We start from the raw sequence: 18,821 nt of genomic DNA, 5'->3' as shown, positions 1-18,821 counted from the left end.
CGTCCGTACCGACCCTCAGGAGCTCCCCGTGGACCTCGTCCTCGACCGTGTCCGTCTCACCTACCCCGACGGCGACGGCGTCCTCGTCGCCGTCGACGACGTCTCCCTCACCGTGCCCTCGGGCACCACGACGGCGCTGCTCGGCCCGTCCGGCGCCGGCAAGTCCAGCCTGCTCGCCGTCGCGGCGACGCTCACGCCGCCGACGTCGGGCGTCGTGCGGGTGGGTCCCGACGTCGTCAGCGCACCGCTCGACCCCGGCACCGAGCCCGGGGACGCGGCCGGACGGCGTGGCCGGCGGCGCGCGCGGCGCGCGGCGGACAGGGCGGCGGCGCTGCGCCGCGAGCGCATCGGGCTCGTGTTCCAGCAGCCGCAGCTCGTCGCGTCGCTCACCGTGCTCGAGCAGCTCGAGCTCATGAGCCACCTGCGGGGCCGCTCCCCCGCGTCACGCCGGGCGCACGCGCTGGAGCTGCTCGACGCCGTCGGGGTCGCCGACCGCGCGGACCGCCGGCCCGAGCACCTCTCGGGCGGGCAGCGCCAGCGCGTCGCGATCGCCCGCGCGCTCATGAACGACCCCGAGGTGCTGCTCGTGGACGAGCCGACGTCGGCGCTCGACCACGAGCGCGGCGTGCAGGTGGTGGAGCTGGTCGTGCGCCTCGCGCGCGAGCTCGACGCGGCGACGCTCCTCGTCTCGCACGACGAGGCGACGCTCGACCCGGTCGACGCGCGCGTCCATCTCGCGGACGGCCGCCTCGTCCCGGCGCCCGCGGCGGCCTGACGGCGCGCTCGGGCCGCCGTCGGGTCAGCGGACCGCGCGCACGCGGGTCGCGACCGCGACCGCCACGACGGCGGCCAGCGCCTGGGCCACCACGACGCCCCACCCGGGCGTACCGACGAGCAGCGCGACCCCGAGCGGGACCGCGCCGAGCACCGCGACGTCGGGCCCCTTGCGCAGCACGGCGGCAGCGCCCGTCGGCAGGCCGCCCGAGGGTGTCGCGAGCAGCGGCCCGCCCCAGTCCGGCGGCTCGCGGTAGGCGCTGCGCACGGCGGCGGCGCCCTGGACGACCGCCGCGAGCACCGCGACCCCGAGCCAGCGTGCGTCCCCCGTCCCGAGCGCGAGCGGGGCCGCGCCCGCGACGAGGCAGGCCGTCGCGGTGAGCGTCGGGACGACGCCGCGCGCGAGCCGCGTCCAGCGCGCGCGGAGGGGCACGAGCGCGTCGACGACCGGGGCCATCTCGGCCGTGCGCGCCCCCTCCGCGCCGAGCACCGCCGCGCCGAGGCCCGCCGCGACGAGCAGGGCGAAGAGACCGAAGCCGGAGCCCAGCCCGGGCACCTGCTGCGCGACGACCGTGAGGGCGGCGAGGCCGACGAGCTGGGCGAGCGCCGACGGGCTGCGGCCCAGCAGCAGGAGGTCGGCCGCGACCACCGCGCCGACGGGACCGCGCACCGCGGCGAACCGGTGCGGCCGGCGGACCCGGACCCGGGCGGCGCCGGCCCGGCGCAGGGCCCGGCCGAGGTCGCGCGTGTCGAAGGACAGCACGGCGCCGCCCACCTGGTCCGCGACCGCGCTCTGCGCGCGCAGCACCGACGCGCCGAGGGACTCCAGCCCGCGCCACCACCGCAGCACGAGCAGCGCCGCGACGGCGAGCAGACCGAGCACGACGACGAGCGGCGCACCGAGCGGCGGGAGACCCGGGCGCCCGGCGACGACGAGCGCGAGGCCCGCGACCGGCACGGCTGCGACCGCGACGTCGCTCGCCCGCGCGAGCAGCCCGGCGGCGCGGGCCGACGGCTGGGCGAGGCCCGCGACCGCGACGAGGAGCAGGCCGAGGGCGCCGCCGGTCGCGCCGGCCCGCAGCGCGGGCACCGCGTCCAGCCCGGCGGCGACGGCCACGACGGCGCTCCCCAGCGCGCCGAGCCCGGCCCCGAGCACGAGGGCGCGCGCGAACGACGGCGACACGAGCCCCCGCCGGTCGGCGGGCGTCGGCACCCACCACCGCACCCCGCCCCCGCCGGCGCCGACCGGGCCCAGGCGCACGGCGGTGCCGGTGAGGAACGCGAGCAGCGCCGTCGTGCCGAGCGCCTGGACGGCCCCCGGTCCCAGCACGGGCGGCCCGCCCGCCGGCGCGGCGGTCGCGAGCGTCGAGCGCAGCATCGAGGCGAGCCCGACGACCCAGCCCGTCGCGAGCGCGACGGACACCACGGCGTAGGCGACGTCGACGACGATCTCGCCCGGCCCGGCGTCGGCCCGCGCGGCCGCGGCACGGGCGGTGAGACGGCGCAGCTCGCGGCCCGTCAGCAGCTCGTCCGGGTCGGAGCGCAGCGCGCTCGGTGCGTGCGGCACGGTCAGCGCACCGCCAGGAGCGCCGCGTGGACGTCGGCCGGGGCGAGCGGGACGCACCGGTCGTCGCCGACGAGCAGCCCGCGCGCGCCCGTGCGCTCGACGAGCTCGGGGTCGTGCGTGGCGAGGACCACGGCCACGCCGCTGCGCGCGTCCTCGACGAGCAGCGCGGCGAGGCGCTCGCGCATCCCCGGGTCGAGCCGCTGCTCGGGCTCGTCGAGGACGAGCAGCTCACGGGGCCGCACGAAGCCCGAGGCGAGCAGGAAGCGTCGACGCTGGCCGGAGGAGAGCGCCGACGGGAGCGATCGACCCTGCTCGGCGATCCCGAACCGGTCGAGCAGCTCGTCCACGACGGACCCGGCCCCCGGCACGCCGTGCCCCCGCGCGACGAGGACGAGGTGCTCGCGGACCGTGAGGGCCGGGAAGTACGCGTCGTCGTCGAGCACGCCCGCGACGCGCGCCCGGAAGTCGCGCTCGCGCTCGTCCACGTCGCGCCCGAACGCGCGCACCGCACCACCGAGCGGCGCCTGGAGACCGAGCAGCGTGCGCAGGAGCGTCGACTTGCCGCTCCCGTTCGCGCCGATCACCACGACCAGCTCGCCCGGCGCGACGGCGAGGTCGACGGGCGCGCACACCGCGACGTCCGCGTAGCCGACGCGCAGCGCGCGCGCCTCGAGCACGGGTGCCGGGGCGGCCACGGTCAGGCGCCCGGCGTCGTCGCGACCGGCTCCCCGCCCGGGGCGGCGAGGATCTGGCGGGCGCGCGCGACGTCGTCGTGCATCTGCGCCACGAGCGGCTCGATGCCGTCGAAGCGCAGCGTCGGGCGCAGCCGCTCGACGAGCTCGAGGACCACGTCCTCGTCGTACAGGTCGAGGTCCGCGCGGTCCAGCACGTATGCCTCGACGCGGCGCTCGACGCCGTCGAACGTCGGGTTGGTGCCGATCGAGATCGCCGCCGGCAGGCGCACGTCCGCGTGGCGGGGATCGGCGCCCGCGAGCTGCGGTCGCTCGAGCCAGCCCGCGTAGACGCCGTCGGCGGGGACCATGCCGCTGATCGAGCCGAGGTTGGCCGTCGGGAAGCCGAGCTCGCGCCCCCGCGCGTCGCCGTGCACGACGGTGCCGCGCACGCGGTGGGACCGGCCGAGGATGCGTGCCGCCTCGCGCACGTCGCCCGCCGCGAGCAGCGCGCGCACGCCCGTCGAGGACCAGCGCACCTGCGAGTCGCCCGGCGTCTCCTCGTCGGTGACCGGCACGCCCTGGTGCTGGCCGACGTCGTCGATCGCCACCACGTCGAAGCCGTACCGCGCGCCGAGCGCGACCATCGTCTCCATGGTGCCCGCGTTGTCGCGGCCGAATCGGACGTCGTGCCCGACGACTACCGCCCCCGCGTGCAGGCCGTCGACGAGGTAGGTGCGCACGAACTCCTCCGGCGTCTGCCGCGCGAACTCGAGCGTGTACTCCACGAGCAGGACCGCGTCCAGGCCCGTCGCGGCGAGCAGCTCGACCCGGTCCGCGATGCCCGTGATGAGCTCGGGCGCGCTGTCCGGGCGGTGCACGGCCGACGGGTGCGGGTGGAACGTCACGGCCACGGCGCGGGCGTCGCGCTCGCGCGCCAGGTCGACGATGCGCCCGAGCACCTGGGCGTGCCCGCGGTGGACGCCGTCGAAGTTGCCGATCGTCACGACCGACGGGCCGAAACCCGGGGGAACCTGGCTCAGGTCCGTCCACAGGTGCACGCGAGAACTCCTCAGGTGAGCAGGAAGGCCGCGGGTGCCGCCCGGGGGCGGCCGCCCGTGCCGACGGGGGGCGGCGGACCGGACGGGGAGGCACCGGGACCGCGCTGGACAAGACTGCCACGCCCCGGGCACGACGCCGAACCGGACGCGTCAGGCGGGAGCGAGCACGAGGACCGGCCGAGCGAGGTCCTTGCCGCCGCGGCGGGTGTCCTCCACGAGCGCCACGAGCTCGCCCGTCGGGGAGATCGCCGCCGTCGTGCCGGGCGTCCCGGTCGCGTCGACCCACTGCCCGTACGACAGCGCGGTCGCCTGCTCCGGGGTCAGCTCGCGCACGGGGAACGTCGCACGGGCCGCCTGCGCGAGCGGCAGGGTCGCGAGCACGCCGTCGCGGTCCGCCTGGGCCTCGAGCTCCTCGAGCGTCGAGGCGACGTCGAGCCCGTACCCGCCCACCCGCGTGCGCCGCAGCGCCGTGAGGTGGCCGCCGACGCCGAGCGCCGACCCGAGGTCGCGCGCGAGCGCGCGCACGTACGTCCCGGACGACACGGTCACGGTGACGTCGACGTCGAGCGCGGGCGGCGCATCGTCGGGGAGGCCCTGCTCCCCCGGCGCCACGGGCCGCACCGCGAGCACGTCGAAGCGCGAGACGACGACGGGCCGCGCCGCCAGCGCGACCTCCTCGCCCGCACGGGCGCGCGCGTACGCGCGCTGCCCGTCGACCTTGATCGCGCTCACCGTGCTCGGCACCTGGAGGATCTCGCCGGTGAGACCGGCGATCCCCACGTCGAGGTCGGCCCGCACGACGGCGGACGCGTCCGCCCGCGAGAGCACCTCGCCCTCCGCGTCGTCGGTCGTGGTCGCCGCACCGAGGCGGATCGTCGCGTCATAGTCCTTGTCGGCGCCGACGACGTACGTCAGCAGCTTCGTCGCGCGCCCGACGCCGAGCACGAGCACGCCCGTGGCCATGGGGTCGAGCGTGCCCGCGTGGCCGACCTTGCGCGTGCCGGCGAGGCGTCGGCCACGGCCGACGACGTCGTGGCTCGTCCAGCCGGCGGGCTTGTCGACGACGACGAGACCGTCGGGAGCGACGGGGCGTCGCTCCCGACGGTCGGTCGCGGACGGGCGTGCGCCCACGCGGTCAGGCCCGGTCGTCGTCGGCGACGGCGTCTGCGTCCTCCGACGTGCGGTACGGGTCGGCGTCCCCGGCGAAGGGCTTGCCCTCGCGCAGGGCGGCGAGCTCGGCGTCGCGCCGGCGGGCCTCGACGAGCGCGGCGTCGAGGTGCGCCGCCGTCTCGGGCACCGCGTCGAGGTGGAACTCGATCGCCGGCGTGAGGCGGATGCCGGTCTGCTTGCCGACCTCCGACCGGATGAGGCCCTTCGCGCTCTCCAGCGCGGCGGCCGTCCCGGCCCGCTCCTCGTCCGTCCCGTAGACGGTGTAGAACACCGAGGCGTTCTGCAGGTCGCCCGTGACACGGACGTCCGTCACGGTGACGAACCCGAGGCGCGGGTCCTTGATCCGCGTGTCGAGCATCTGCGCGACGATCTCCTTGATGCGGTCGGCGAGCTTCCTCGCCCGGGGGTGGTCGACCATGTCTTCTTCCTTTCGTGCCGAGCCTTCCGGCGACGGTCCCGACGACCGTACGTCGAACGGCGCCCACCGGCCGGGTGGGTGACCGCGGTGGGGTGCTGACTGACGACTGCGGGTGATGACGACCGCGGGGTGACGAACGCCCGGGGGCGGCCACGATGACCGTGACCGCCCCCGGGCGTGACGAGCGTCAGGAGCGCGGCTTCTCGCGCATCTCGAACGTCTCGATGGTGTCGCCGACCTGGAGGTCGTTGAACGAGCCCAGACCGATACCGCACTCGAAGCCCTCGCGGACCTCGGTGGCGTCGTCCTTGAACCGCTTGAGCGACTCGACCGTGAGGTTGTCCCCCACGACCTTGCCGTCGCGCAGGACGCGCGCCTTGGCGTTGCGGCGGATCTCGCCCGACCGGACGATCGAGCCGGCGATGTTGCCGAACTTGGAGGAGCGGAAGATCTCGCGGATCTCCGCCGTGCCCAGCTGGGCCTCCTCGTACTCCGGCTTGAGCATGCCCTTGAGCGCGGCCTCCACGTCCTCGATCGCCTGGTAGATGATCGAGTAGAAGCGGACGTCGACGCCCTCGCGCTCGGCCAGGTCCTCGACGCGCTCGCCGTACTTCACGTTGAAGCCGATGATGATCGCGTTGTCGACCGTCGCGAGGTTGACGTCGTTCTGCGTGATCGCACCGACACCGCGGTGGATGACGCGCAGCTCGACCTCGTCGCCCACGTCGATCTTGAGCAGCGCGTCCTCGAGGGCCTCGACGGCACCGGACACGTCGCCCTTGAGGACGAGGTTGAGGGTCTCGACCTTGCCCTGCTGGAGAGCCTGCGTGAAGTCCTCGAGGCTGATGCGCTTGCGGCGCTTGGCCAGGAGGGCGGCGCGCTCGGCGGCCTCGCGCTTCTCGGCGATCTGGCGGGCCGTGCGCTCGTCGGGCGCCACGAGGAACGTGTCGCCCGCGCTCGGCACGGACGCGAGACCCAGCACGAGGACCGGACGGGCGGGACCCGCCTCGGTCACGGCGTTGCCGTGCTCGTCGAACATCGCGCGGACACGGCCGTGGGCCGTGCCGGCGACGATCGCGTCACCGACGTGCAGCGTGCCGGACTGGACGAGGACGGTCGCGACGGCGCCGCGGCCCTTGTCCAGGTTCGCCTCGATGGCGACGCCGCGCGCGTCCTTGTCGGGGTTCGCACGCAGGTCGAGCGAGGCATCGGCCGTGAGCAGGACGGCCTCGAGGAGGTCGTCGATGCCCATGTTCTGCTTCGCGGAGACGTCGACGAACATCGTGTCGCCGCCGTACTCCTCGGCCACCAGGTTGTACTCGGTGAGCTGCTGGCGGATCTTGGCCGGGTTCGCCGACTCCTTGTCCACCTTGTTCACCGCGACCACGATCGGCACGTTCGCCGCCTGGGCGTGGTTGAGCGCCTCGATGGTCTGCGGCATCACGCCGTCGTCCGCGGCCACGACGAGGATCGCGATGTCCGTCACCTGGGCACCACGGGCACGCATGGCGGTGAACGCCTCGTGACCCGGGGTGTCGATGAAGGTGATGGCGCGGTCGACGCCCTCGTGCTCGTGGCGCACCTGGTACGCACCGATGTGCTGGGTGATGCCGCCGGCCTCGCCCGCGACGACGTCCGTCTGGCGGATGGCGTCGAGGAGCTTGGTCTTTCCGTGGTCGACGTGACCCATGACGGTGACGACCGGCGGGCGGGCGGCGAGCTCGTCGTCGCCCTCGGCCTCGAGCTCCGCGTCCAGGTCGATGTCGAACGACCCGAGCAGCTCGCGGTCCTCCTCCTCGGCCGAGACCATCTCGATGACGTAGCCGAGCTCGGACGCGAGGGCACCGAACGTGTCCTCGTCGAGCGACTGCGTCGCCGTGGCCATCTCACCGAGGTGGAACAGCACGGTCACGAGGCTCGCGGGGTTCGCGTCGATCTTGTCGGCGAAGTCGTTGAGCGACGAGCCGTGACGCAGCCGCACGACGGTCGAACCGTTCCCGCGGGGAACCTGCACGCCGCCGAGCGACGGCGCCTGCATCTGCTCGAACTCCTGGCGCTTCGCGCGCTTCGACTTCCGCCCACGGACCGGGCGACCGCCGGCGCGCCCGAAGGCGCCCTGCGTCGAGCCACGACCGGCGCCACCGCGGCCACCGCCACCGGGACGGCCGGCGAAGCCGCCGCCACCGCCGGGAGCGCCGCCACCACCGGGACGACCGCCGAAGCCGCCGCCACGACCGCCGCCACCGCCACCGGGACGACCACCGGGAGCAGGACGCTCACCGGGACGGCCGATCGAGGTGCGGCCGGGCATCATGCCCGGGTTGGGGCGCGGGCCGCCGGGACGCGGCGCGGGACGCGGGCCGCCCGGGCGAGGACCGCCCGAGCGCTCGCCGGACGCCGCCGCCGCACCCTCGGTGCGCTCGGGGCGCGACCCGGGCCGGGGCATGCCCTGGCTCGGGGCGAACGGGTTGTTCCCCGGGCGCGGGGCGCCCGGACGCGGGCCGCCCTGCCGGGGCATGCCCTGGCTGGTCGCGAACGGGTTGTTCCCCGGACGCGGTGCGCCGGGACGCCCGCCCGAGCCACCGGGGCGCGGGGCGGACGCGTTCGTGCCGCCGCCCGGCTTGGGCGAGGCGGTGGGCTTCTGCGCAGGCGCGGGCGTCGGACGCTGAGCCGCGGGAGCCTGGGGTGCCGGAGCCTTCGGGGCCGGCGCCGCGGGCGCGGCGGGTGCCGGAGCCTTCGGGGCCGGCGCGGCGGGGGCCGCGGCCTGCGGGGCCTGCGGAGCCGGCGCGGCCGGCTCGGCCTTGACCTCCGGCTTCGGGGCCGGCTTCGGCGCGGCCGGACGCGCGGCGGGTGCCGCGGGCTTGCTCGCGCCGCCGCCTCCGGCGGGGAAGGCGTCGCGCAGCTTGCGGACCACCGGTGGCTCGATGGTCGAGGATGCCGAGCGGACGAACTCACCGAGCTCCGTCAGCTTGGTCATGATGGTCTTGCTTTCCACCCCGAGCTCCTTCGCGAGCTCGTAGACGCGGACCTTTGCCACAACTCTCCTGTCTCGGCCCGCCCCGGACAGGGAGGACCGTCGTTAGTGCTGGGTGCTCATCGCTGGGTACTCATCGGGTGCCCATCGGCTTCTAACCCGCTTCCTTGTCGACGTGTCGTGCTGGCGGCCCCGTACGGACGGGGCCGTGACGCATGGCTCAGAGGTGCTCTCCCGGACGGGCCTCGATCGCGGCGCGGACCGCGGCGAGGTCGAGGGGCCCGGCGACACGCAGGGCCCGCGGGACGGCCCGCCGGCGTTCCGCCGTCTCGAGGCACCGGGTCGACGCGTGGAGCCACGCACCGCGACCCGGCAGCGACCGCCCGGCGTCCACCACGAGCCGTGGCTCGTCGGTGCCCGCGCCGGACCGGTCGAGGACCAGACGGAGAAGAGCTGACCGCAGGTCGCGCTGCCTGCACCCGACGCACGTGCGGACCGGACCCGATCCCGTGGGAACGGGGTGGGTCGTGGAGTCCGGGGGCATGGTCGAGGTGCGGGCTCGCGGCCCGGTCGATGACAGTCTACCGCGCCGGTCCGTCATCCGTGACCGTCCCACGCCCCGCGGCTACCGGTCGGCAGCGCGAGGACCTGCGGGAGCGGCACCGTCCGACCCCTCGGCCGGGGCGCCGCCCTCGTCCGAACGGATGTCGATGCGCCACCCCGTGAGCTTCGCGGCCAGGCGGGCGTTCTGCCCCTCCTTGCCGATCGCGAGGGAGAGCTGGAAGTCCGGGACGACGACGCGCGCGGCGCGCGCCACCTCGTCGACCACCGTGACCGACGACACACGCGCCGGGGACAGCGCGTTGGCCACGAACTGGGCCGGGTCGTCGCTGTGGTCGACGATGTCGATCTTCTCGCCGTGGAGCTCCGCCATGACCGCGCGCACGCGCGAGCCCATGGGCCCGATGCACGCGCCCTTGGCTCCGAGACCCGGGACGCGCGAGCGGACGGCGACCTTGGTGCGGTGCCCCGCCTCGCGCGCGATGGCCGTGATCTCCACCGAGCCGTCGGCGACCTCGGGGACCTCGAGCTCGAAGAGCTTGCGGACGAGGTTCGGGTGCGTGCGGCTCAACGTGATCTGCGCGCCCTTCATTCCCCGGGCGACCTCGAGCACGTAGGCGCGCAGGCGCTCGCCGTGCACGTACTCCTCCGTGGGGACCTGCTCGTGCGGTGGGAGCACGGCCTCCGTGCCGCCCACGTCCACGAGCACGACGCGCGGGTCGCGGCCCTGCTGGATGACGCCCGCGAGGACCTCGCCCTCCTTGCCGCGGAACGTGCCGAGGATCTGGTCGTCCTCCGCGTCGCGCAGGCGCTGGACGATGACCTGGCGTGCGGTCGAGGTCGCGATGCGCCCGAAGTCGGCGGGCGTGTGATCGAACTCGGGGCCGTACTCGACGGGGCCGCGCGGGGCGTCCTCGTCGTCGGTCTCGGGAGCCGGCAGCTCCTCGCGCGCCCACACCGTCACGTGGCCCGTCTTGCGGTCGAGCTCGACGCGTGCACGGGTGTACGCGTCGGGGGTGCGGTGGTACGCCGAGAGCAGGGCCTGCTCGATCGCGGCGACGAGCACGTCGAGGCTGATGTCCCGCTCGCGCTCCAGCAGGCGCAGCGCGCTCATGTCCACGTCCATCGTCAGGCCTCCTCGTCGTGGTCGGTCGTCTCGTCGGCGGCGCCGTCGAGCTCGGGCAGGTCCTCCTCGAGGGCGCGATTGAGCTCGACCTGCACCTCGCCGCGCACGACGTCGGCGAGCGGCACCACGCGCTCCGTCACCGCGCCGCGCGCGCCGGGGACGTCGAGGACCAGCTCGGTCTCGACCGCAGAACCGGAGCGCAGGCGACCCTCGAGCGTGCCGCCGTCGGTCAGGACGAGCCGCACGAGACGGCCGCGGGCGCGCCGGAAGTGGCGCGGCTCGGTGAGCGGACGGTCCGTGCCCGGCGTCGAGACCTCGAGCGTGTACGCGCCGTGGAGCGGGTCCACCGTGTCCAGCGCCGCGGAGATCGGGCGCGTGGCCTCGGCCACCGCGTCCAGGTCGAGGCTGCCCTCGACGTCGTCGGGGAGGTCCAGCACGACGCGCACCACCGAACGGGCACCCGCGCGCGACACCGTGACGTCCTCGAGGTGGAGCCCGGCGTCGCGGACCGCGGGCTCGACCGCCTCGCGGACGCTCTCCCGGAGCGCGTGCGCCGCCGCGTCGCCTCCGGACCCTCTGCCGGACTGACCGCCCGCCTGCCCTGCCATGACTCAGCTCCTGTCCGTGTCCCACGCCGGGTACGCCAGACGACCGGTGTGTTGTTGTCTCGGGTGCTCCGACCCCCGCTCGCGGGACGTCGGAACGGGGACCAGCCTAACGACTCGCGGGCCCCGGACGTGACATCATCGCCCCCGATGACTCCCCACGCGACCGCGGCCGACGCCGCCCCCCGAGCCCGGCGGACCCGTCCCGCGGCCCGTGCCCGCCGTCTGCTCGCGGTGGTCACGGTGCTCGCGACGGGCGTCCTGGCGGCCGGGTGCGGCGTCCGGCTGGACACGCCGCCGCCCACGGAGCCCTCCCCCGACACGGTCGAGGTGCTCCGCTCCGGGGCCGTCGACGACGCGCTCGCGGTCGCCGCGCTGGTGGCGGACGTCACGCCCCGGGTGACCGACCCGGCCGCGCTCGCCGTGCTGGGCGAGGCCGCCGCGTTCGCCGACCGGCACGTCGACGCGCTCGGCGGGGTCTACGACTCGGGCCTCGAGGAGCCCACGGAGCCCGAGGGCGACGTCGCGGGCGACGCCGAGACCGGCACCGCGGGGACCGACGCCCCGGGGACGGGCACGGACGCGGCGGGCACGGACGCGGCGGGCACGCCCGCCCCCGGCACCGCGACGAGGGAAGACGTCGTCACCGCGCTCGTGGGCGCGGCCGAGCGCACGGGCGCGGCGGCGGACGCCTCGCCGGACGCGCGGCTCGCGCGGCTCCTCGCGTCGGTCGCCGCCTCGGAGCACGTCTCGGCGCAGCGGCTCGCCGCGGCCACGGGCTCGACGGCCGCGGCGGGCCTCGCCGAGCCGCCGCCCGTCGACGAGGCGCCCGGCGGGGTCGGCGCCGCGGACCTCGCGACGCTCGTCGAGGCGGAGGACGCGGCCGGGTACGGCTACGAGGTGCGCGCCGCGCAGTCGGAGGGCGACGTGCGCACCGCCGCGGTCGCGCGCGCCGCCCAGCACCGCGCCCGCGCGCAGGGCTGGGCTCTCGGCGCGGGCACCGACGGGACGCCGCAGGACCCGCGTCGCGTCGCCTACGCGCTGCCCGACGGCACGGACGCGGCCGCGCTCGCACGCCAGGTCGAGTCGGGGCTCGCGCAGACGTACGCGAGCCTCGTCGCCGCGGCGGCGCCGACGTCCCGGGCCGAGGCCGTCGCGCTCCTCGCGGACGCGTGGGCGAGCGCCGTCGCGTGGGGCGAGGCGCCCGTCGCGTTCCCGGGCCTGCCGGAGCAGACGGCAGGCTGAGCGCGCCCGGCTCGCACGCACGGGCGCGACGCCGACTCCCGCGGGCGGCCTGGTGCACCGACGACCCCGCGCAGCGCGCACCCGGAGCGCCACACCGCACGGCCGTGAGCGCAGCAGAGCGCCCCGGCCCGGAGGTCCGGACCGGGGCGCCCGAGGCTGCGCGGACGGTCAGCCGAGGAGCTCGGCGACCCGGCCCGCGACGTGCTCGACGGCGTCCTCGACGGTGACCTGCGCCGCCTCGCCCGCGCGCGGGCGGACCTCGACGACGCCGTCGGCCAGGCCGCGGCCCACGACGAGCAGGAGCGGCACGCCGAGGAGCTCGGCGTCCTTGAACTTCACGCCGGGCGAGACCTTGGGCCGGTCGTCGTAGATCACCTCGACGCCTCGACCTGAGAGCTCGGTCGCGAGGCGCTCGGCCTCCTCGAACACGCTCGCGTCCTTGCCCGTCGCGACGACGTGCACCTGCGCGGGCGCGACGTGCGCGGGCCACGCGAGCCCGGCGTCGTCGTGGTTCGCCTCCGCGAGCGCCGCGAGGACGCGCGTGACGCCGATCCCGTAGGAGCCCATCGTCACGACGACCTGCTTGCCGTTCTCGTCGAGCACCGTGAGGCCGAGGGCCTGAGCGTACTTGCGGCCGAGCGCGAAGATGTGGCCGATCTCGATGCCGCGCGCGAGCTCGAGCGGGCCCGAGCCGTCGGGCGCGAGGTCGCCCGCGCGCACCTCCGCGGCCTCGACCGTGCCGTCGGCGGCGAAGTCGCGCTCGGCGACGAGGTCGAACACGTGGCGGCCGGGCGCGTTCGCGCCGGTGATCCAGCGCGTGCCGGCGACGACGCGCGGGTCGAGCAGGTAGCGCACCGAGTGCCGCTCGGGGGTCTCCCCCGCCGGCGCGTCGGGCGCGCCGTCCGCGGGCGCCTCGCGGCGCGCGTTCGGTCCGAGCACCTGCGGGCCGATGTAGCCCTTGACGAGCTCGGGGTGGGCGGCGAAGTCGGCGTCCGTGGCCGGCTCGACCTCGGCGGGCTCGAACGCCGCGCCGACGCGCTTGAGGTCGACCTCGCGGTCGCCCGGCAGCCCGACGACGACGACCTCGCGGCGGCCGTCCGGGTGCGTCAGCGCGAGCACGACGTTCTTCAGCGTGTCGGCCGCCGTCCACGCGCGGTCCTGGCGGGGGTAGCGCGCGTTCGCGAGCTCGACGAGCGAGGCGATGGTCGGGGTGTCGGGCGTGTCCTCGACGTGCGCGGCTGGCGCGTCGGCGTAGTCGACCGCCTCGGGCACCGGCGTGACGACGGCCTCGACGTTCGCGGCGTAGCCCCCGGGCGAGCGCACGAACGTGTCCTCGCCGATCGCGGTCGGGGTGAGGAACTCCTCGGAGCGCGACCCGCCCATCGCGCCGGACGTGGCGGCGACGATGACGTACTCGAGCCCGAGCCGGTCGAAGATGCGCCGGTACGCCGCGCGCTGCGCCTCGTACGAGCGCTCGAGGCCCTCGTCCGTCGTGTCGAACGAGTACGCGTCCTTCATGACGAACTCGCGCCCGCGGATGAGGCCCGCGCGGGGACGCGCCTCGTCGCGGTACTTCGTCTGGATCTGGTAGATCGTCAGCGGCAGGTCCTTGTACGACGAGTACAGGTCCTTGACGAGGAGCGTGAACATCTCCTCGTGGGTGGGCGCGAGGAGGTAGTCGCCGTCCTTGCGGTCCTTGAGGCGGAAGATGTTCGGCCCGTACTCCGTCCAGCGGCCCGTCGCCTCGTACGGCTCCTTGGGCAGCAGCGCCGGGAAGTGCACCTCCTGCGCGCCCGCGGCCGCCATCTCCTCGCGGACCACGTCCTCGACCTTGCGCAGCACGCGCAGGCCGAGCGGGAGCCAGGTGTAGATGCCGGGGGCGGCGCGACGGATGTAGCCCGCCCGCACGAGGAGCCGGTGGCTCGCGACCTCGGCGTCGGCCGGGTCCTCGCGCAGCGTCCGGACGAACAGGGTGGACAGGCGCAGGAGGTCGGCGCCCCGGACGCGGGTGGAGGCCGCGGCGGGCGCGCCGGACGTGACGGAAGACATGCGCCCCACCCTACCGGCGGGGAGGATGTCCCCATGCCCGAGCTGCCCGAGGTCGAGGCCCTCGTCCGGTTCCTCGACGACCGCGCGACCGGCCGCACGGTCGTGGCCGCGGACGTCGCGCAGATCGCCGCGCTCAAGACGTTCGACCCGCCGATCTCGGCCCTGGTGGGGCGGGTCGTCACGGGCGCCCGACGGCACGGCAAGTGGCTCGACCTCGTGCTCGCCGAGGCCGCCGACGGGACCGGTGCGCCCGGGCCCGACGCCGAGGTCCACCTCGTGTTCCACCTCGCCCGGGGCGGGTGGCTGCGCTGGTCCGAGAAGGCCCCGACGACGCCCGTCCGCCCGCGCCTCGGCGGCAGCGGTGGCGGGAAGGCCGCGGTGCTCGCGCTGCGCGTGCGGTTCGACGACGGCTCCGGGTTCGACCTCACGGAGGCCGGGACGCGCAAGCGGCTCGCGGTGCACGTCGTGCGCCACCCGGAGGAGGTCCGAGCGATCGAGACGCTGGGCGTCGAGCCGCTCGACCCGGCCTTCACGCCCGAGGCGCTCGGGGCGCTCATGGCGGCGCGCAACCAGCAGGTGAAGGGGCTGCTGCGCGACCAGTCGTCGATCGCCGGGATCGGGAACGCCTACTCGGACGACATCCTGCACGCGGCGCGCACGAGCCCGTTCAAGCTCACGCGCTCGTTCACGCCCGACGAGGTCGCGCGCGTGCACGCCGCCGTGGGCGAGGTGCTCGCCGAGGCCGTGGCGGCGGCGTCGGGCAAGCCGGCCGCCGAGCTCAAGGACGCGAAGCGCGCGGGGATGCGCGTGCACGGGCGCACGGGGCTGCCCTGCCCCGTGTGCGGCGACACCGTGCGCGAGGTGAGCTTCGCCGACCGCAGCCTCCAGTACTGCCCGACGTGCCAGACCGGGGGCCAGGTCCTCGCCGACCGGCGGATGTCGCGCCTGCTCAAGTGAGGACCCGCCGGGCGGGGCGCGCGCTCCGGGGCGGGCGCCGTCAGAACAGCACGGTCGCGTAGGTCCCGACCTGCTCGAACCCGACCCGGCGGTACGTCGCGAGCGCGGCCGCGTTGTAGTCGTTGACGTACAGCGACACCACGGGAGGCGCCGCACCGCGCGCCGCGTCCGCGGGCCCGGGCTCGCGCGCGAGACGCACGACGGCGGCCATCCCCGGAGCGGCGAGCCCTTGCCCGCGGTACCGCGGGTCGACCCACACGCCCTGCACCTGCGCGACGCGCGGCGTCACCGCGCCGAGCTCCGCCTTGAAGACCACGTGCGGCGAGCGGCCGGGCTCCGCGGCCATGCGGACGAAGGACCGGCCCGCGAGCACGAGCGAGCGGACGCGCTCCTCGTACGCGCGGCCCCCGCCCTCGACCGGCGAGTAGCCGACCTCCTCGGTGAACATGCGCACGCACGCGGGCAGCACCACGGGGACCTCCGCCGGGACGGAGCGGCGCACGTGCGGGTCGGGCTCGACGTCCGGGTCGCGGTCGATCGCGAGCGACGGCTGGTTCGCCCGGATCTCGCGCGGCGCCGGCCAGTGCGGGGCGAGCAGGTCCCACAGGGCCAGCACGGCGTCGCGCTCGCCCACGACCGACGACGACCGCCGCCCCGCGTGCCGCGCGAGCGCGGCGAACGCCGCGACCGCCGTGCGGGCGCGGTCGGCGTCGAGCGACGCCGGGACGACCGGCACGAGGTTCGCCCCGGCCCAGCACACCGCCTCGAGCGGACCGACGGCGGGAAAGCCCCACGCCTGGCCGCCCGCGGCGTGCAGGCCGGCGTGCTGCGCGACGGCGAGCCGCGCCGCCGCGAGCGTCGACGCGACGGGGTCGCCCGCGCACACCGCGAGCGCCTCGGGGACGTCCGCGTCGGAGAGCACGCGGGCCCGCTCGGCCGCGTCGTCGCCCGACCCGGCGCGCGCCCGTGGCCGCAGTGCCGGGACGGACGGGCGCCAGCGGCTCACGAGGGCGTCAGCCGACCGTGACGACCGGCGGACCGGCCTGCGCGTCGTTCTCCGGCGTCATGGTCTCCGCGATGCGCAGCGCCTCCTCGATGAGGGTCTCGACGATGAGCGACTCGGGGACCGTCTTGACGACCTCGCCCTTGACGAAGATCTGCCCCTTGCCGTTGCCCGACGCGACGCCGAGGTCCGCCTCGCGCGCCTCGCCCGGGCCGTTGACGACGCAGCCCATGACGGCGACGCGCAGGGGCACCTCCATGCCCTCGAGCCCGGCCGTGACCTTCTCCGCGAGCGTGTACACGTCCACCTGGGCGCGGCCGCACGACGGGCAGGAGACGATCTCGAGCTTGCGGGGGCGCAGGTTGAGCGCCTGGAGGATCTGGTTGCCGACCTTGACCTCCTCGACCGGGGGCGCGGACAGCGAGACGCGGATCGTGTCGCCGATGCCCTTGCTCAGCAGCGCGCCGAACGCCGTGGCCGACTTGATCGTGCCCTGGAACGCGGGGCCGGCCTCGGTCACGCCGAGGTGCAGCGGCCAGTCCCCCGCCTCCGCGAGCAGCTCGTACGCGCGCACCATGACGACCGGGTCGTTGTGCTTCACCGAGATCTTGAAGTCGTGGAAGCCGTGCTCCTCGAACAGCGACGCCTCCCACACGGCCGACTCGACCAGCGCCTCGGGCGTCGCCTTGCCGTACTTCGCGAGCAGGCGCGGGTCGAGGGAGCCGGCGTTCACGCCGATGCGCAGGGACACGCCCGCGTCGGACGCCGCCTTCGCGATCTCCTTGACCTGGTCGTCGAACTTGCGGATGTTGCCCGGGTTCACGCGCACCGCGGCGCAGCCCGCGTCGATCGCGGCGAACACGTACTTGGGCTGGAAGTGGATGTCGGCGATCACCGGGATCTGCGACTTCTTCGCGATCGCCGGCAGCGCGAGCGCGTCGTCCGCGCTCGGCACCGCGACTCGCACGATGTCGCAGCCCGACGCCGTGAGCTCCGCGATCTGCTGGAGGGTGGCGTTGATGTCCGTCGTCGGCGTCGTCGTCATGGACTGGACGCTGATCGGCGCGTCGCCGCCGACGTCCACCTTGCCGACCTTGATCTTGCGGCTCTTGCGGCGCGGCGCGAGGACCGGCGGCGGCGCGGCAGGCATTCCGAGACTGATGGGTACGCTCACGCCCCTAGTATCCCCCGGCGAGCGTCGAACGGGGCACCGCCGGGTGTCCGGGACGTCACCTTTCCGCGCGGTCCCGCACATCTTCGCGGCACCTCCACGCACGCCTCCCGGTGGAGCAGAGGCCTCGGGCGACGCGCCGGGCTACGTGAGGCGGACGGGGTCGATGATGTCGGCGAGGATCAGCAGGGCGCCGACGCCGACGAGGACCACGAACATCACGTACGCGACCGGCATCATGCGCGCCAGGTCGGCCGGTCCCGGGCGCGGGCGACCGCGGACGCGCGCGACGGTGCGCTTGGCTCCCTCGTAGAGCGCGTTGACCACGTGCCCGCCGTCGAGCGGCAGGAGCGGGATGAGGTTGAAGACGAACAGCGCGACGTTCAGCGCGGCGAGCAGCAGGAGCATGGTCACCACGCGGTCGAGCACCGGGCTCTCCGCGCCCGCGACGTCCACCGCGACCCGGCCGACCCCGACGACGCTCATCACGGAGTCCTGCCCGCGGGGCGCGTCGGTGAACGCGGCCTGGGCGGCCTCGTAGACCTTGACCGGCAGGGTGACGATGATGCCCGCCGTGCCGCTCACCTGCTGCCACGTGGCCTCCGCGGCCACGCCGATCCCGGCGGGCGTGCGCTCGACGGTCGGGGCGAACCCGACGAACCCGGCGGGCTTCGTGACGGGCTCGCCGTCGTCGTCGACGACGGGCGTGCCGTCCTCGGCGACGACCTGGCGCTCGACCTCGACCGGCGTGATGGTGAGGTCGACCTGTTCGCCGTCGCGCTCGACGACGACCGGCGTGGCCTGGCCGGCGGCGCCGCGGATCATGCCGGAGAGCTGGTCCCACGAGGTGACGTCCTCGCCGTCGAACGCCACGATCGTGTCGCCCGGCTGGAGCCCCGCGGCGGCGGCCGGCGAGGGGTCGGCGTCGGCGGCGCACTCCTGCTCCTCGTCCGTCACGGCGGACGGGACGCACGCGTTCACCGAGCCGACCGTGGTGGTGACCGCGGGCAGGCCGATGCCGACGCACACGATCGCCATGAGGACGAACGCGATGAGGAGGTTCATGAAGGGACCGCCGAGCATGACGACGACCTTCTTGGGCGCGGAGAGGTTGTAGAACGCGCGGTGCTCCTCGCCCGGCCGGATCTCCTCCGTGCTGGCGTCCCGCGCGTCGGCCACGACCTGGGAGAAGAACCCGCTGCCGCGGGGGCGGGCGCCCGCGGGTGCGGGCGGGTACATGCCCACGAGGCGCACGTAGCCGCCGAGCGGGATCGCCTTGAGGCCGTACTCGGTCTCGCCCTTCGTGCGCGACCACAGGGTCGGGCCGAAGCCGACCATGTACTGGCTCACGCGGACGCCGAACTTCTTCGCGGGCACCATGTGCCCGACCTCGTGCAGCGCGATCGAGACGACGATCCCGACCACGATCACCAGGATGCCGATCAGCGTGGCCATCGTTCCCTCTGCTC

16 protein-coding genes are annotated in these 18,821 nt (G+C 75.7%); 3 read left to right on the top strand and 13 right to left on the bottom strand.

Features of this window, described 5'->3' with window-relative positions:
* Positions 1-28: 28 nt before the first annotated feature.
* Positions 29-775: an ABC transporter ATP-binding protein gene (locus E1O70_RS16490; protein ID WP_061267545.1), complete on the top strand. Its 747-nt coding sequence runs from the start codon at positions 29-31 to the stop codon at positions 773-775.
* Positions 776-799: 24 nt separating this feature from the next.
* Here E1O70_RS16490 and E1O70_RS19970 read toward each other — a convergent pair whose 3' ends face one another.
* The 9 genes from E1O70_RS19970 to rimP form a co-directional block, all read right to left on the bottom strand.
* On the bottom strand, positions 800-2,341 hold the full coding sequence (locus E1O70_RS19970) for a DUF6297 family protein (protein WP_061267544.1): 1,542 nt from the start codon (positions 2,339-2,341) through the stop codon (positions 800-802).
* A 2-nt stretch (positions 2,342-2,343) separates the two neighbouring features.
* Positions 2,344-3,036, bottom strand: coding sequence for an ABC transporter ATP-binding protein (locus E1O70_RS16485; protein ID WP_061267543.1), 693 nt, complete (start codon positions 3,034-3,036; stop codon positions 2,344-2,346).
* 2 nt (positions 3,037-3,038) lie between these two features.
* The gene (locus E1O70_RS16480; RefSeq protein WP_061267542.1) at positions 3,039-4,073 is read right to left on the bottom strand and encodes a bifunctional riboflavin kinase/FAD synthetase; all 1,035 of its coding nucleotides are present in this window, start codon (positions 4,071-4,073) and stop codon (positions 3,039-3,041) included.
* Between the two features lie 150 nt (positions 4,074-4,223).
* Positions 4,224-5,204: a tRNA pseudouridine(55) synthase TruB gene (truB, locus tag E1O70_RS16475; protein ID WP_061267541.1), complete on the bottom strand. Its 981-nt coding sequence runs from the start codon at positions 5,202-5,204 to the stop codon at positions 4,224-4,226.
* A 4-nt stretch (positions 5,205-5,208) separates the two neighbouring features.
* On the bottom strand, positions 5,209-5,661 hold the full coding sequence (rbfA, locus tag E1O70_RS16470; protein WP_043659091.1) for a 30S ribosome-binding factor RbfA: 453 nt from the start codon (positions 5,659-5,661) through the stop codon (positions 5,209-5,211).
* A gap of 187 nt (positions 5,662-5,848) precedes the next feature.
* Positions 5,849-8,698, bottom strand: a complete 2,850-nt coding sequence (gene infB / locus E1O70_RS16465; protein WP_061267540.1) for a translation initiation factor IF-2 — start codon at positions 8,696-8,698, stop codon at positions 5,849-5,851.
* Between the two features lie 157 nt (positions 8,699-8,855).
* Positions 8,856-9,179, bottom strand: coding sequence for a YlxR family protein (locus E1O70_RS16460; RefSeq protein ID WP_076406459.1), 324 nt, complete (start codon positions 9,177-9,179; stop codon positions 8,856-8,858).
* A gap of 81 nt (positions 9,180-9,260) precedes the next feature.
* Positions 9,261-10,322, bottom strand: coding sequence for a transcription termination factor NusA (nusA, locus tag E1O70_RS16455; RefSeq protein WP_021482697.1), 1,062 nt, complete (start codon positions 10,320-10,322; stop codon positions 9,261-9,263).
* Between the two features lie 2 nt (positions 10,323-10,324).
* A complete protein-coding gene (gene rimP / locus E1O70_RS16450) occupies positions 10,325-10,930 on the bottom strand; it encodes a ribosome maturation factor RimP (RefSeq protein ID WP_061267538.1) in 606 nt (201 codons plus the stop codon).
* A 147-nt stretch (positions 10,931-11,077) separates the two neighbouring features.
* On the opposite strand from rimP, the gene E1O70_RS16445 reads away from it, so the two are divergent.
* Positions 11,078-12,172 (top strand): DUF4439 domain-containing protein, encoded by a 1,095-nt coding sequence (locus E1O70_RS16445; protein WP_128957526.1) that lies wholly within the window; start codon positions 11,078-11,080, stop codon positions 12,170-12,172.
* Positions 12,173-12,340: 168 nt separating this feature from the next.
* On the opposite strand, the gene E1O70_RS16440 is transcribed toward E1O70_RS16445, so the two are convergent.
* Positions 12,341-14,221, bottom strand: a complete 1,881-nt coding sequence (locus tag E1O70_RS16440) for a proline--tRNA ligase (protein WP_061268940.1) — start codon at positions 14,219-14,221, stop codon at positions 12,341-12,343.
* A 33-nt stretch (positions 14,222-14,254) separates the two neighbouring features.
* Here E1O70_RS16440 and E1O70_RS16435 point away from each other — a divergent pair, with 33 nt between their 5' ends.
* Positions 14,255-15,178 (top strand): Fpg/Nei family DNA glycosylase, encoded by a 924-nt coding sequence (locus tag E1O70_RS16435; protein ID WP_061268939.1) that lies wholly within the window; start codon positions 14,255-14,257, stop codon positions 15,176-15,178.
* 40 nt (positions 15,179-15,218) lie between these two features.
* On the opposite strand, the gene E1O70_RS16430 is transcribed toward E1O70_RS16435, so the two are convergent.
* The 3 genes from E1O70_RS16430 to E1O70_RS16420 all read right to left on the bottom strand — a co-directional run bounded on the left by E1O70_RS16430 (position 15,219) and on the right by E1O70_RS16420 (position 18,807).
* Entirely contained in the window at positions 15,219-16,184 is a 966-nt protein-coding gene (locus E1O70_RS16430; protein ID WP_082774741.1) for a GNAT family N-acetyltransferase, read from the bottom strand.
* 7 nt (positions 16,185-16,191) lie between these two features.
* Positions 16,192-17,331 (bottom strand): flavodoxin-dependent (E)-4-hydroxy-3-methylbut-2-enyl-diphosphate synthase, encoded by a 1,140-nt coding sequence (gene ispG / locus E1O70_RS16425; protein WP_021482273.1) that lies wholly within the window; start codon positions 17,329-17,331, stop codon positions 16,192-16,194.
* 165 nt (positions 17,332-17,496) lie between these two features.
* Positions 17,497-18,807 (bottom strand): M50 family metallopeptidase, encoded by a 1,311-nt coding sequence (locus E1O70_RS16420; RefSeq protein WP_061268938.1) that lies wholly within the window; start codon positions 18,805-18,807, stop codon positions 17,497-17,499.
* Between the last annotated feature and the right edge of the window lie 14 nt (positions 18,808-18,821).

It is taken from the genome of Cellulosimicrobium funkei, assembly GCF_004519295.1.
GTDB lineage: Bacteria > Actinomycetota > Actinomycetes > Actinomycetales > Cellulomonadaceae > Cellulosimicrobium > Cellulosimicrobium funkei.
The sequence above is the reverse complement of the archived record's forward strand: the minus strand, read 5'-3'. Positions and strand labels throughout refer to the sequence as shown.

Coding starts and splice junctions, on each gene's coding strand:
- E1O70_RS16440 (WP_061268940.1), bottom strand. CDS start 14,221: ATGTCTTCCGTCACGTCCGGCGCGCCCGCCGCGGCCTCCACCCGCGTC.
- E1O70_RS16460 (WP_076406459.1), bottom strand. CDS start 9,179: ATGCCCCCGGACTCCACGACCCACCCCGTTCCCACGGGATCGGGTCCG.
- E1O70_RS16435 (WP_061268939.1), top strand. CDS start 14,255: ATGCCCGAGCTGCCCGAGGTCGAGGCCCTCGTCCGGTTCCTCGACGAC.
- ispG (WP_021482273.1), bottom strand. CDS start 17,331: ATGCCTGCCGCGCCGCCGCCGGTCCTCGCGCCGCGCCGCAAGAGCCGC.
- nusA (WP_021482697.1), bottom strand. CDS start 10,322: ATGGACGTGGACATGAGCGCGCTGCGCCTGCTGGAGCGCGAGCGGGAC.
- rimP (WP_061267538.1), bottom strand. CDS start 10,930: ATGGCAGGGCAGGCGGGCGGTCAGTCCGGCAGAGGGTCCGGAGGCGAC.
- E1O70_RS16420 (WP_061268938.1), bottom strand. CDS start 18,807: ATGGCCACGCTGATCGGCATCCTGGTGATCGTGGTCGGGATCGTCGTC.
- rbfA (WP_043659091.1), bottom strand. CDS start 5,661: ATGGTCGACCACCCCCGGGCGAGGAAGCTCGCCGACCGCATCAAGGAG.
- E1O70_RS16445 (WP_128957526.1), top strand. CDS start 11,078: ATGACTCCCCACGCGACCGCGGCCGACGCCGCCCCCCGAGCCCGGCGG.